The sequence below is a fragment of the Kribbella sp. genome (assembly GCF_035687465.1).
Lineage (GTDB): Bacteria > Actinomycetota > Actinomycetes > Propionibacteriales > Kribbellaceae > Kribbella.
On the sequence record NZ_DASRXP010000599.1, the window covers coordinates 1 to 13,163 of the forward strand.

General features: G+C 69.1%; 13 protein-coding genes. 7 read left to right on the forward strand and 6 right to left on the reverse strand.

What is annotated here, in order from left to right; all coding sequences use genetic code 11:
- Together VFG33_RS31625 and VFG33_RS31630 are read left to right on the forward strand one after the other, a co-directional pair.
- Positions 1–375, forward strand: a 375-nt coding sequence (locus VFG33_RS31625) for a BBE domain-containing protein (protein ID WP_325056655.1), incomplete at its 5' end; no start/stop codon positions are given.
- Positions 376–518: 143 nt separating this feature from the next.
- Entirely contained in the window at positions 519–1,229 is a 711-nt protein-coding gene (locus VFG33_RS31630; RefSeq protein WP_325056656.1) for a prepilin peptidase, read from the forward strand.
- Positions 1,230–1,346: 117 nt separating this feature from the next.
- On the opposite strand, the gene VFG33_RS31635 is transcribed toward VFG33_RS31630, so the two are convergent.
- Positions 1,347–1,742, reverse strand: coding sequence for a low affinity iron permease family protein (locus VFG33_RS31635; RefSeq protein WP_325056657.1), 396 nt, complete (start codon positions 1,740–1,742; stop codon positions 1,347–1,349).
- Positions 1,743–1,762: 20 nt separating this feature from the next.
- Complete coding sequence (locus VFG33_RS31640) at positions 1,763–2,884, reverse strand: ADP-ribosylglycohydrolase family protein (RefSeq protein ID WP_325056658.1); 1,122 nt, start codon at positions 2,882–2,884, stop codon at positions 1,763–1,765.
- Positions 2,885–2,982: 98 nt separating this feature from the next.
- Here VFG33_RS31640 and aroC point away from each other — a divergent pair, with 98 nt between their 5' ends.
- From aroC to aroB, 3 genes are read left to right on the forward strand one after another with little or no spacing between them, the layout of a single operon-like run.
- The gene (gene aroC, locus VFG33_RS31645; RefSeq protein ID WP_325056659.1) at positions 2,983–4,188 is read left to right on the forward strand and encodes a chorismate synthase; all 1,206 of its coding nucleotides are present in this window, start codon (positions 2,983–2,985) and stop codon (positions 4,186–4,188) included.
- On the forward strand, positions 4,185–4,691 hold the full coding sequence (locus tag VFG33_RS31650) for a shikimate kinase (protein ID WP_325056660.1): 507 nt from the start codon (positions 4,185–4,187) through the stop codon (positions 4,689–4,691). Before aroC ends, VFG33_RS31650 begins: the two co-directional genes overlap by 4 nt.
- On the forward strand, positions 4,688–5,794 hold the full coding sequence (gene aroB / locus VFG33_RS31655) for a 3-dehydroquinate synthase (protein ID WP_325056661.1): 1,107 nt from the start codon (positions 4,688–4,690) through the stop codon (positions 5,792–5,794). Before VFG33_RS31650 ends, aroB begins: the two co-directional genes overlap by 4 nt.
- Here aroB and VFG33_RS31660 read toward each other — a convergent pair.
- Positions 5,791–6,702: a hypothetical protein gene (locus tag VFG33_RS31660; protein WP_325056662.1), complete on the reverse strand. Its 912-nt coding sequence runs from the start codon at positions 6,700–6,702 to the stop codon at positions 5,791–5,793. The genes aroB and VFG33_RS31660 overlap by 4 nt on opposite strands.
- A complete protein-coding gene (locus tag VFG33_RS31665; protein WP_325056663.1) occupies positions 6,699–7,307 on the reverse strand; it encodes an RNA polymerase sigma factor in 609 nt (202 codons plus the stop codon). Before VFG33_RS31665 ends, VFG33_RS31660 begins: the two co-directional genes overlap by 4 nt.
- Positions 7,308–7,435: 128 nt before the next feature.
- Between VFG33_RS31665 and aroQ the strand changes: the two genes are divergently transcribed.
- Positions 7,436–7,900 (forward strand): type II 3-dehydroquinate dehydratase, encoded by a 465-nt coding sequence (gene aroQ / locus VFG33_RS31670; protein ID WP_325056664.1) that lies wholly within the window; start codon positions 7,436–7,438, stop codon positions 7,898–7,900.
- Here the strand turns inward: aroQ and VFG33_RS31675 are convergent.
- On the reverse strand, positions 7,866–8,846 hold the full coding sequence (locus tag VFG33_RS31675) for a VOC family protein (RefSeq protein WP_325056665.1): 981 nt from the start codon (positions 8,844–8,846) through the stop codon (positions 7,866–7,868). The two genes, aroQ and VFG33_RS31675, sit on opposite strands and share 35 nt — an antisense overlap.
- A 242-nt stretch (positions 8,847–9,088) precedes the next feature.
- On the opposite strand from VFG33_RS31675, the gene VFG33_RS31680 reads away from it, so the two are divergent.
- The gene (locus VFG33_RS31680) at positions 9,089–9,757 is read left to right on the forward strand and encodes a LuxR C-terminal-related transcriptional regulator (RefSeq protein WP_325056666.1); all 669 of its coding nucleotides are present in this window, start codon (positions 9,089–9,091) and stop codon (positions 9,755–9,757) included.
- A gap of 53 nt (positions 9,758–9,810) precedes the next feature.
- Here VFG33_RS31680 and VFG33_RS31685 read toward each other — a convergent pair whose 3' ends face one another.
- Entirely contained in the window at positions 9,811–12,624 is a 2,814-nt protein-coding gene (locus VFG33_RS31685) for an ATP-binding protein (protein WP_325056667.1), read from the reverse strand.
- Between the last annotated feature and the right edge of the window lie 539 nt (positions 12,625–13,163).

Consider the following 13,163-nt stretch of genomic DNA (forward strand, 5'->3'; position numbering starts at 1 on the left):
GGGTTGCTCGGCGCGGTGAAGGCAGCCGCCCGCGCGAAGGTCGAGGCCTCGGCGATCCTCGATCCGCTCGGCGGCCAGGCCGCGAAGCAGCCGGCCGGCGGCTCCGCCTGGCCATGGCGATCGGCCCTCGGCACCATCCAGTGGTACTCCGATCTGCCGCCGAACGCGTCCGCGGCGGCACTCCGCGCAGCGCAGAACTTCATCACCTCCGGGCATCACGCGGTCACCAAAGCTTCTGCCGGCGGCTACGTGAACTACCTCGAGGCCGGCCGCTCGGTGAACTCGTACTACGGCTCCAGCCTGGGCCGCCTGCGTACCGTCAAGAAGAAGTACGACCCCACCAACTTCTTCAGGACCTCGTACACCTTCAGCTGAGTATGTCTATAGTACTAGTACCCTAGTTAAAGTGAGGTACTAGACCGGCGCCATCGAGAACCTGCTGGCCGCGGCCTTCTCGCGGTGAGTTGTCCACAGCGGTCGGCGCCTGGGTCGGGCCGGATCGTCTAGGCTGCGGGATCGTGTCTGGTGCGAACGCGTGGATCGCTGCGGGGACCGGCGTCGTGCTCTGCGGGCCGGCCGCGTTCCTGCTCGCGCCCTGGGTACTGCGGCGGATCCCGGAACCCGAGTTGGACGAGGATCAGCCGAAGAAGATCCCGTACGCCGAACTCGCCACTCGGCGCGCCTCCCTGTGGTGTGGCGTGCTCGCGAGTCTCGCCGGTGGGTTGCTCGGGTGGAGCCTCGGAACCTCGCCGGCGTTGGCGGCCTGGTTGTTGCTGGCCGTCTCCGGGAGCGTGCTCGGCTACATCGATGGCAGGACGAGGTACCTGCCGTCGGCGATCATCTGGCCGTCGTACTTCGTGGTCGGGCTGGCGTTGATCGTCGGCGCGGCCGCGTCGGGGGAGTGGGGGTCGTTGCGACGGGCCGCGATCGCCGGGGTGATCGGGTTCGGCGTCTTCTTCGTGCTCTGGTACGTGTTCCCGCGCGGCGTGGGGTTCGGCGACGTGCGGTTGTCCGGGTTGCTGAGCATGGCACTGGGCTGGCTCGGCTGGGGAGAATTGGTGAGCGGCCTGTACGGCGGCTTCCTGCTCGGCGCGGTACTCGGCATCGTGCTGACCGCGGCCAGGGTGTTCAAGCGCAAGGACCTGTTCCCGTTCGGCCCGTTCATGCTGGCCGGCGCCTTGGCCGGCGTACTCGTCGGCGCACCCCTCGAACGCCTCTACCTCGGCTGACTCTCCTGATCCCCTCCGGCGGTAAAGTCAACACGGCGCCCGACCACGAACCGGCCGGGGCGCCGGGCCTGATCCTCGGGGGACGGGCCGGACGCCCCGGCCAATCCCTCGGTGGTACTAGTGGCGCTCTTCGAGGCCGATCGCGTCCCGGAGCTTCTGCGTCGCTTCCCGCAGGTCCGGATCGGTGCGGGCCTGTGACGCCATCAGCTCGGCCAAGGCCTCGGCGATGACGTTGAGCTTCTCCTGCGCGGCCTCCTCGGTTCGGCGAGCGGCGTTCTCCAGCAGGACGAGCAGGAGCAGGGTGACCACGCTGGCGACGGTGTGGATCGCCACCTGCCAGGCCTTCAGATCCGCCCACAGCGGCAGGCTGATCAGCCAGACCAGCACGATGCCCGAGCAGATGAAGAAGAAGGGCGCCTGGCTGACGCGGAGGTAGGCCGTCTGGACGAACCGGTCGAACAACGACCGGCGGTCGCCGACCTGCCGGGTCTTCGCTGCCTCGCTACGCGCCATTCCCGGACCCTAGTGCCCCGTCACCACCCGGGGTAGCGCTGACGCCAACCTGTCTCCGGGCCGTACTCGCCGTGCAGGCTGCTCGCCCGGGTGCACTCGAGGACCAGATCGTCCGCCAGTTGCAGGATCACGCCGCGGCCCTCGACCGAGAACACGAGCTCCGCGGGGAGAGCGGTCTCTCCGTGCAGAGCGCCGAGGAGGTTGCCGCAGATCGCCCCGGTCGAATCGCTGTCGCCCGAATGCGTCACGGCCAACGCCAGAGCATCGAGAAACTGCTCCGGCTCGGGATACGAGAGCGCCGCATAGACCCCGATAGCGAGCGCTTCCTCAGCGATCCAGCCGCCGCCGAGCAGCTCCACGGCGTCCGGGCCGGGCGCTGTTCCCGACACAACCAGGTCCCGCGCGGCCGCCAGCGCAGTACTGGTTTCTTCATGACCGGGGTGCTGGGTGAGGAGTGCCTGGGTGGAATCGAGCGCGGCGTTGAGATCGGCGCCACGGCAGATCTCGTGGATGATCGCCGCGAGCGCTCCCGAGGCGAGCTTGCCGGTCACGTGACCGTGCGTGTAGCCGGCCGCCTCGCTCGCCGCGTTGAACGCCCACTTGGCGTCGAACCACTTGGCCGGCAGCAGACCGAACGGCGCGGCGCGCATGACACCGCCACAGCCCTTCGACTCGTTAACGGCCTGACCACCGAACTGCGGGATGCTGTCGCCGCCCTGGCGCGCCTCGCTGAGTGCCGACAGACACGTGTTCCCGGGTGCGCGGCGCGCATACAGCCACTGCTCGCCCTGGAGCCAACCGTCCCGCTTGCCACTCGGCCCGGGGAGGAGTTGCGTGTCGAGCCAGCGGTCATACGCATGGTGCACGACCGCCACGGTGAACCCGAGCCCGCGATCAGTCCGTACGCCGGCCCGGATCAGCCCCTCGACCGTGAACAGGGTCATCTGGGTGTCATCGGTGACCGTCCCGGCCGGCCAGTTGTCGCCCCCGGCAACAAACATCCGAAGCCCGCCAGGATGCGCCGCGACAATCTTCCGCCCGTCATCGAACTCCACCGGGCCACCCAGCGCGTCCCCGACAGCGCCACCCACCAGACACCCCCGAACCCGTGCCCGATACTCCTCTTCCGCCGCCCGCGTCATCAACCTCTCCCATCAGTCGCTCGACCTTAACCGGCCTCCGGAGCAGCCCGGATGAGACTGGGCGCGGACGCCCGGGGGCCGCGTGGGAGAATCGCGGCATGCTGCGCTGGCTTACCGCCGGCGAGTCGCACGGACAAGCGCTCGTCGCCGTACTCGAAGGTCTTCCCGCTGGGGTCCAGGTCACCACGGATGATGTGGCCGACGCCCTTGCCCGTCGTCGTCTCGGCTATGGCCGCGGCGCCAGGATGAAGTTCGAGCGGGACGAGGTGACGTTCATCGGTGGTTTCCGGCACGGGCTCTCGCTCGGCAGCCCGGTCGCCATCCAGGTGGGCAACACCGAGTGGCCGAAGTGGGAGCAGGTGATGGCAGCCGACCCGGTCGATCCGGAGGTGCTGGCCGACCTGGCCCGCAACGCGCCGCTGACCCGGCCGCGTCCGGGGCACGCGGACCTCGCCGGCATGCAGAAGTACGGGTTCGACGAGGCCCGTCCGGTGCTGGAGCGCGCGAGCGCCCGGGAGACGGCAGCCCGCGTCGCGTTGGGCGAGGTCGCGGCCAGGTTCCTCCGCCAGGCGTACGGCGTGACGATCGTGAGCCACGTGGTCGAGCTCGGCACGGTGAAAGCGCCGTACGGGTCGATCCCGACCTTCGAGGACGTCGCCCGGCTGGACGAGGACCCGGTCCGTTGCCTGGATGCGGATGCGAGCAAGGCGATGGTCGCCGAGATCGACGCCGCGCAGAAGGCCGGTGACACCCTTGGCGGTGTCGTCGAGGTCGTTGTGGACGGCCTCCCGCCGGGTCTCGGCAGCTACGTGCACTGGGATCGCCGGCTCGATTCCAAGCTCGCGGGTGCGCTGATGGGCATCCAGGCGATCAAGGGTGTCGAGCTCGGCGACGGCTTCGAACTGGCCCGTACTCCGGGGTCGCAGGCGCATGACGAGATCGTTTCCTCCGACGGTGAGGTACGCCGTACCAGCGGTCGCTCGGGTGGTACCGAGGGCGGCATGAGCACGGGGGAGACCCTGCGCGTGCGTGCCGCGATGAAGCCGATCGCCACGGTGCCGAGGGCCCTGCGCACGATCGACACGGTGACTGGTGAAGCTGCTTCGGCGCATCACCAGCGGTCCGACGTCTGCGCAGTACCGGCTGCCGGGATTGTCGCCGAGGCGATGGTGGCGCTCGTTCTGGCGGATGTGTCGGTCGAGAAGTTCGGGGGTGACTCGGTGGCCGAGACGTCGCGGAACCACAAGTCGTACCTGGCCAACCTGCCGAAGGCCATCACTCCGCGCGAGTGGGGCGAGGAGTGAGCGCGGGTCCTGCCGTCGTTCTGATCGGCCCGCCCGGATCGGGCAAGTCGACGATCGCCGGTCTGCTGGCTTCCCGGTTGGGCAAGCCGCACCGCGACACGGACAACGATGTCGAGGACGTGGCGGGCAAGCCGATCTCGGACATCTTCGTCGACTCGGGCGAGGCTGCCTTCCGCGCGCTGGAACGGGTCGCGATCGTCGCAGCCTTGCAGGCCGACGGCGTGGTGCTGTCGCTCGGCGGCGGCGCGATCCTCGACGCTGACACCCGCGCGGATCTCGCCGGGCACAACGTCGTCTTTCTCGACGTGTCGCTCAGCGAAGCGGCCAAGAGGGTCGGCCTCGGCGTCGCCCGGCCGCTGCTGCTCGGCAATGTCCGCACGCAACTGAAGAACCTGATGGACGCCCGCCGGCCCCTGTACGTCGAGGCCGCCAAGCTGACCGTGACTACCGACGGCCGCGCGCCCGAGGAGATCGCCGACGAGATCCTGGAGCACCTCGGATGACGGACCAGGCCCGACGGATCCGGGTCGAGGCGGCCGCGCCGTACGAGGTTGTCATCGGCAACAATCTGCTCGGTGAGCTGCCAGGACTACTGGGCGACGGGGTACAGCGGGTGGCCGTGATCCACCCGCGGGCGCTGCGGACCAGCGGCGACGCGATCCGCGACGATCTGGTCGCGGCCGGGTACACCGCTCACGCGATCGAGATCCCGGACGCCGAGGAGGCCAAGTCCGCGGAGGTCCTCGCGTACTGCTGGACCGTGCTCGGCCAGGCCGGGTTCACTCGGTCCGACGCGATCGTGTCGGTCGGCGGCGGTACCACCACGGACCTGGCGGGCTTCGTCGCGGCGACCTGGCTGCGTGGGGTTCGGGTGGTGCACATCCCGACCACGTTGCTCGGCATGGTGGATGCGGCTGTCGGTGGGAAGACCGGGATCAATACGGCCGAGGGCAAGAACCTGGTCGGCGCCTTCTGGGAACCGGCCGGGGTGCTGTGCGATCTCGCTGCCCTGGAAACCCTTCCGCGCAACGACTACGTCAGCGGGTTGGCCGAGGTCGTGAAATGCGGGTTCATCGCGGATCCGGTGATCCTCGAGTTGGTGGAGAAGGACCCGGCCGGCGCGGTTGGCCCGGCGTACGAGCACACCGAGGAACTGATCGCCCGGGCCATCCAGGTGAAGGCTGACACCGTTGGTGCCGATCTGCGCGAGCGGACCACGACGGCCGGCGGACGGATCGGGCGGGAGGCCCTGAACTACGGGCACACCCTCGGCCACGCGATCGAGCGGGTCGAGCGGTACAAGTGGCGCCACGGGGCCGCGATCAGCATCGGCATGGTGTTCGTCGCGGAACTCGCCCGGGCCGCCGGCAAGCTGGACGATGCCACCGCGGACCGTCATCGGCTGGTGCTGGAGTCGCTTGGTCTGCCGGTTTCCTACCGAGCGGACGCGTGGCCGCATCTGCAGGATGCGATGAAGCTGGACAAGAAGACCCGGGCCGATCGGTTGCGCTTCGTAGTACTGGACGGCCTCGCCAAGCCGACCATCCTCGAAGCCCCCGACCCGAGCCTCCTCGTCGCCGCTTACGCCGAGGTCAGCGGCTCTTAGCGCGGGAAGTCGTCCGACTGCAGGGTGATCCCGCCGGACCCTCCGACCTGCGGGACGACGGACATCCCTTGCACCAGCAGGTTGCCGACCTGGTTGCCCGCATCGTCCAGCAGTCGGGTCTCGATCCGAACCTTGTTGCCCGAGACGAGCCTGGCCTCGACCGAGGCGCGGACATAGCCCAGACCGTCGACCACGTCGCTGCTGAACCACGCGCCTGGCTTGCCATTCACCAAGATCCGTCGCTGCACCTTGGTAGCCGTTGCCGGAGCCACGATCCAGCGGTACGTGGTCAACTTCGCCGTACCAGTGCCGTCGATCTTGCTGATCAAGCCGCTGCCGTCACCCGAGCCACCGAGACCGTCCGGGTGCTTCGTGCTGAACGTGCCGAAATCGTAGGCGCCCGTCAACCGGCCGTCCGAGCCCTTCTGGCTGATTCGGCCGACGCAGGCATAGGTGCTGCCGCCCGACTTCACGGCCACGGTCCAGTCCGTGCTGCTGCCGGCAGTGCGGCCGACGATCTTGGTCGCGTGCAGGATCTGATCGACCGTGGCGCCGACCGATTTGACGCACTCCGTCCCGAACGCCGTCGCCTCGGCGGCGGTCAGCTTGCCCCGGTCGATCGAGATAGCGCTCTCGCTGGTCCGTGGGGTGTTCTGTGTGGTCGGGCTGGTCTGGTCCGCGGGGCTCGTGCCGTTGTCGTCGGAGCTCACCAGCGCCGGGATGGTCAGCAGCCCGCCCGCGATCACCGCGATCGAGGCAGCCGCCGCGACCGGAACGAGCCAGGTCCTGTGACCGCCCCGCCCGCCGCCGGCTCCGGTTCCAGCCCGCTCGCCGTCGTCGGACAAGACGCGCTCGAGGATCTCCTGCTTCTGGGGGAGTGGTCGCTCCGCCGGGAGTTGCTTGATCATCTGAGACCTTCCGTGCTGCCGAGATCGAGGAGGCCGGCCAGTCGCGTCCGCGCCCTGGACAGCCGGGATTTGACGGTGCCTTCCGGTACGCCGAGCACGCGGGCCGCCTCGGCGATCGTGCAGTCCGCCCAGACGACGAGTTCGACCGCCTCGCGCTGCTTGGCGGGGATCCGGTCGAGGACCCTGCGGATGTCGCTCATCGCGCGTTCGTCGTCCACCTTGGCTGCCGCTACCGTCGAGTGATCGGGTGCCGTGCCCCCGCGGTCGTCGGTCAGTTCGAGCTTGTCCGCGAGTGCCGCCTGGCGCCGGGAGGACCGCAGTACGTTGCCGCACTCATGCCCAGCCATCACGAGGAGTAGCGGCCGGGCGCTGTCCAGCGTCAACTGGTCGATCCGCCCGTCCCTGGCCCGTCGCCACAGCGCGGTGAACGTCGCCTGGACGACGTCCTCGGCGCTCGACCACGACGAGGTCCGGCGGAAGGCGAAGTTGTAGACAGCGTCACTGTGCCGATGGAAGAGATCTGTCAGAGCCTGTTCGTCGGCATCCTGGAGCCGAGCCCACAAAGTGCGGTCGTCGTCGACCATTTGTCCGGGGCTGACTTCCATCCGCCGCATCCCTACTGTCGCCGCTGGTGTGATCACACCGGGAAGAGTCCGGCAGCTTAGGCGCTGGTTCCATCACCGCCTTCAACCGCCTGCGGCAAGGGCTGTCCGGGATAGCCTAGGGTGATGGTGTGACTGGAGTTGAGGGGCGACGGGTGCTCGTGCTGAACGGGCCGAACCTCGGGCGGCTTGGATCGCGGGAGCCGGATGTGTACGGCGCGACGACGTTCGCGGATCTGGTTTCCGAGTGCGAGAAGGCCGGCGCCGAGCTGGGCCTTCAGGTCGAGGTGCGGCAGACCGACGACGAGGCGGAGCTGGTCGGCTGGCTGCACGAGGCCGCCGATGGGAAGACGCCCGTGGTGCTCAATCCCGCGGCTTTCACGCATTACTCGTACGCGCTGCGCGACGCCTGCGCCCAGCGCACCGCGCCCCTGATCGAGATCCACATCAGCAACCCGGCCGCCCGCGAGGAGTTCCGCCACACCAGCGTGGTCGCCGCCGTCGCCACCGGCACCATCGCCGGCTTCGGCCTCGACTCCTACCGCCTGGCCCTGCGCGCCCTCACCACCCTGCCGCCCAGCCCTGACGGAAGATGATCGCCGCCCCAAGCGCGGCCTTGGCGGAGACGAAGAGATTGCCCGCCGCCGTGGCGGCAGCCGGAACCCCCGCAGCCACCAGGTAGTCCCGCGTCTGGCCCAGGTCGCGGACGGACACCGCATAGGCGACGAAAGCGGGCAGCGCCGGGGGAGCTTCGCCCGGCAGGAGTTCGGCCAGGACCTCGGGCGTCACCAGCGTGATCGCCGCTGCATCAAGCTCGAAGCGCGTGTGGCCCGGGGCAACGGGTGCGGCACTCCGACCCAGATAGCTCTCATAGCGGCGCTCCACAGCATCGAACGACTCCTCGCCAGCGCAGAGGACGAGTTCGCACAGGTCGATCGCGCCGTTGGGGTGCTCGTCGAGCGGCAGCAGGTGCTGCCGGGTCGCCGCCACACCGACCCGGCCCTCGGCGACGGTACCTGGCTGCGGTCCGCCGTCGTCGGAGATCTCGAGGTACCTGACCTCCTCCAGCTTGACCCCGCCGTCGGTCTCAACCGGCCGTTGCACGGTATTGACCCCACCGTGGGCGACCCCGGCCCTGGTCAACCGGTCCGCGGCGCTGTCGATCGCCGGCGACTCCAGCATCAGGATGTGCAGGCCCTCGAACCGGTCGACGCAGGCGGCCAGGTTGGCGCTGGTCTCGGCGATTCGCTCCATCAGTACCGGCAACACCTCGGCGGGTGCGCGCAAAGGGACCAGCTGGGCGTCTTCGGGGATCCTCGATCCGTCCCGGACCGGTGCCGCCAGTTCGAGGAAGTTCCGGCGTAACTCAGCGTGGGTGTTGCTTGCCCCGAACGCCGTCGGCTCCGCACCCTCCTCCGCCGCCAGCGCCGGGTAGCTCGGCGCCGGGAGGACGAATCCCAGCCGGCGGTACAGGTCGAGTCCGTCCGGCATGTCGCTCACGACATGCCCGACATGGTGCAGAAAACCGACATCCGTGGTCATCCGGTCAGCCTATGGGGCAACCGGTGGGGCAGCAGAGTTGGGTCTTGACCAATCGCGGGAAATCGGCATGAGACGTCGGTGAAACGCTCGAGGTTCACTCTGGGCAATGGGTCGGGGTCCGGGTGTGCCGGTTTAAGACTGGCTGAAGGTCCGGAATCACGATCGGAATCGACGAGCTTGGGGGTTCGCCAGTGACTGCGGATTCGATCCGTTTCGTTCAACGCTCTGGGGGAGTGACATACATGACGCAGCAACGCATACCTGTCTGGGTGAAGGCGCTTGACCCGCTGTCGCAGTTCGGGTTGGTGCACGCGCTCCGGCAGCGACCGGAGATCGTGCTGGTCAGCGACGCCGAACTGGCGCAGCTGCAGCAGGCGCAGAAGACCGATCAGCACACTGCCCCGCCAGTAGTGGCGCTGATCGCCGTCGACGCGCTGGACACCGGCGCGGTTCAGGTACTCCGGTCAGCCACCCAGCGTGGTTGCCGCCGGACCGTGCTGATCGGCAGCACGATCGACGACGACGCGCTGATGACCGCGGTCGAGCTCGGGGTGTCCGGGGTGCTCCGGCGTACCGATGCCACGGCCGACCGCATCGTCCACCTGCTGCAGGCTGCTGCCGCGGGGGACGGCAGCCTGCCGCCTGACCTGCTGGGGCGCCTGCTGGGGCAGGTGTCGCGGATGCAGCGGCACGTGCTGGCACCGCGCGGTCTGTCCCACACCGGACTCTCCGACCGGGAGACCCAGGTACTGCGTCTTGTTGCTGATGGCAAGGACACGCAGGAGATCGCGCGTGAGCTGTCCTACTCGGAACGGACGGTGAAGAACGTCCTGCACGACGTGACGAGTCGTCTGCAACTGAAGAACCGCTCGCACGCGGTGGCTTACGCCCTGCGCGAAGGCCTGATCTAGGGCGACCCGCAGCCGCCGAGCCGTAGTACGGGGGATCGGCGGCTGTGGGTGTTTCAGGTCAGGTACTCGTCGGCGAGCGGTTCGAGGGGGAGCCCGCGGGACGCTTCGGCGAGGGTGTAGGCGGCCGGACCGAGGGCTGACCGGACCTCCTGCCAGGCCTGCTCGAGATCGGTGTTCTCGTCGGGCACCTGGACCGGTAGCGCCAGGCGGATCCGGTGCTGCCCGGCCGCCGCCAGCAGACGGACCGCCTCCTCGTACCGATTGCCGAGGGCGGCCAGGCACCCCAGTGACTCGAGGGCGCTGCAGAGACCCATCGGGAAATCGCTCTCGCGCGCGCACCACAGACTCCGCAGGGCGAACTCGCGAGCCTTGGACAGATCGCCCATCTGCCGGGCGACGATCGAGAGGTTCTCCCACGCGATCGAACAGCCGCCGCCGTCGTTGATCTGCTCCCACTCCGCGAGTGCCGCCGCGAACAGCTCGGTGGCTTCGGCCGGCCGGCCGAGATTGCGGTGCGCAAGCCCCATGTAGTTGAGCGCGGCCGCCCTGGCCGGTGGGTTGTCCACCACCCGGGAGCGCCGTTCGGCCTCCTGGGCGTGCGCAAGGGTCGCGGGCATGTTGTTCTGCGCCATACAGGTGCGGGTCAGGGCCATCAGCGCGACGGTGATCATGGCGTCGTCGCCGAGCGCGCGGAAGGCCGCGAGACAGCGCTCTCCGAGCTCTCTCGCCTCGTCGAACGCGCCGCTGTACCGGGTCAGGCTCGCCAGCGTGTTGAGCCCGTGCGCGTACTCGGCGGAATCGGCCGGTACGGCGGGAAGCGACTCGCGGAGCCATCCGGAAGCCTCGGTCACCAGACCGCGGTTCGGCCAGTACCACCACAACGGCGCGACGATCGCGGTGACCTTCTCCGGCTCGGCGCCCGGACCGAGGCACCAGTCGACGGCGGCCAGGAGATTGGCCTCCTCGACGCTCACGTGAGGGTTCGTCGCGAACGTGTCGCCCTGGCCTCCGAACCGGTCGAACTGCTTGACCAGGTCGGTGCACCAGGCGACATGCCGACGCCGTACGTCGTCTTCCTCGCCGGCCGACTGGAGTTGGTCGACGGCATAGTCACGCACGGTCTCCAGCAGCCGGAAGCGGCCGCCGCCCGGATTGGTCTCGACCGTCAGCAGGCAACGGTCGGAGAGCTCGGCCAGCAGGTCGGGGATCGAGTCCGCCGGCAGTTCGTCGTCCTCGAGTACCTCGACCGCGCCGGCCAGGGTGCAGCCGCCTGCGAAGACCGAGAGCCTCCGCAGGGTGAGACGGGCCGGCTTCTCCAGCAGTTCGTGACTCCAGTCCAACGCCGCCCGCAGGCTGGTGTGGCGGAGGCCCGCGTCGCGGGGACCGCGGACCAGGAGTCGTAGGCGGTTGTCGATCCGCTCGGCCAGTTGGCTGACGGACAGTGTGCGGGTCAGACCCGCCGCGAGCTCGATCCCCAGCGGCAGGCAGTCGACCGCGGCGCAGATGGTGTTCACCTCTGGGCCTGGTTCGGCATTACTGCGCGCACAGAACAGTTCGGCGCCCGCCTCGGCAGCGAGGGGACCCACACGGTGTTGCTCTTCCCCGGTCAGGCGGAGCGGCCGCTGGGACGTCACGACTATCGAGATCCCGTTGGTCTGCCAGTGAATGGCCTCGATCAGTCTGACGACCGCGTCGACCAGGTGCTCCGCGTTGTCGATCACGAGCAGAGCGCCAGAGAGCGCTTCCTGGCAGATGGCCATCGGATCCGGCCCGCTGCCGTCCACCCCAAGAGCGGCGATCAGTGCCGCGGTCAGGTTGTCGGACTCGCCGAGCGGGGCCAGGTCGAGCCAGTTCACCTCGCGGCCGCGATCCTGCTCGCTGGTGGCCACCTCCCGGGCGAGTCGGGTCTTGCCTACGCCCGGACCACCGGTCAACGTGACCGCGCAGGGACGAGCCACCCGGGCCAGCAGTTCGGCGTACTCGTGACCGCGGCCGACGAAACTCTTCGATGCCTGCGGCAAGGAAACCTTGGTCACCGGCGCCGCGGCCGCGCTGGTGTCCTGCCGGAGCCGCTGCTCGAGGGACACGGTCTCGGGGGAGGGGTCGATGCCCAGTTCGTCGGCCAGCGTCCGGCGCAGGGTGTCCAGCCGGGAGAGCGCTCCCTGGTGATCTCCGGCGCGGGCGAGCGCGACGGCGGACAGCCCGACCAGCCGCTCGTGCAGGGGATGCCGGGTGGTCAGCCGCTCGAGCTCGGGTCTGACCGTAGCGATGTTCAGGGAGAGTCCCGTCTCGATCCAGGCGAGCTGTAGTTCTAGCCGGAGCGACTCGAGTCGTCGTTGTTCCGCGACGACGAACGGCACGTCGTTCAGGTCGACTAGCGGGTCACCCCGCCAATGTGCGAGTGCTGCCGCGGCTGCCGCGTGCACCCTCGCCTGATCACCGCTGCGACGAGCTTCGTCGAGTGGACCCATGGCCTTCTCGACAGCGACCAGGTCGGCGGGTGCCGCATCGAGACTGAATCCCGCGGCGGTCCGGCGTAGTGCCGGCGCGTGGTCACCCAGCACACCTCGCAAACGGGACGCGAGCACCCGCAACCGCGCCGCGGGCCGAGCCAGTTCCTCGTCGCCCCACAGATCCCGGACCAGAATGTCGTCGGCAACCGCCTCGCCGCGGGCCAACGCCAGCCGCACCGCCAACGCCCGTACCAACCGCTGCCGAACCACCACCTCTCCACCCCCAGCACCGACGCCAGGGTCGGCCCCAGCCTGATCGCCGAGCCTGGCGGGAGGGGAAATGGTCAGGCGGATGGGGCCGAGGACGTCTACGGCGACGGTCGGCCGGTGCGGGAACTCCTTCGTCGTCCTCACCCCCCAGTGATGAATCGGTTACCCGCAGAGATCCTCGCATGATCTGCCCGATCGGGAAGAGCCGAGGTCCCTTCGTGCGGCGCCTGCGCACCTGCCGCGGAACGGTCCATTCTGCCTAGTCTCGGGAATCGCACCCCGGAGATGTCCAGGAGGTCGGCAATGATGCCGTGCAAGGACTGTGGCGAACCGAATGACGACGGCAGCATCTCATGCACCCGCTGCCCCGTCTCCCTATTTCCGGAAGGCGTAGACCAAGCCGAAGACCCACACCCCCTGAGCCCCCTGCCTGCTCCCGACCCGCTTCGCCCGGCCGCCGCGACCGTCGCCTTCGGCCAACCCCAGCCCGTACGGCGCAGGCTGTGGCGGCGGGCCTCCCGCCAGGTGATCGCGGCGGCGGGCTCCAAGATCTGTAGTTGCTGCGGAAAGCCGGACGAGTCGTCCCGCCCGTTCTGCACCGAATGCGGCTTCAGCCTCGCCAACGCGAAAGTAGTCCGAACCCCCCGCTGGCGCCGCCTCCTCGGCCTCGACCAACCACCCAC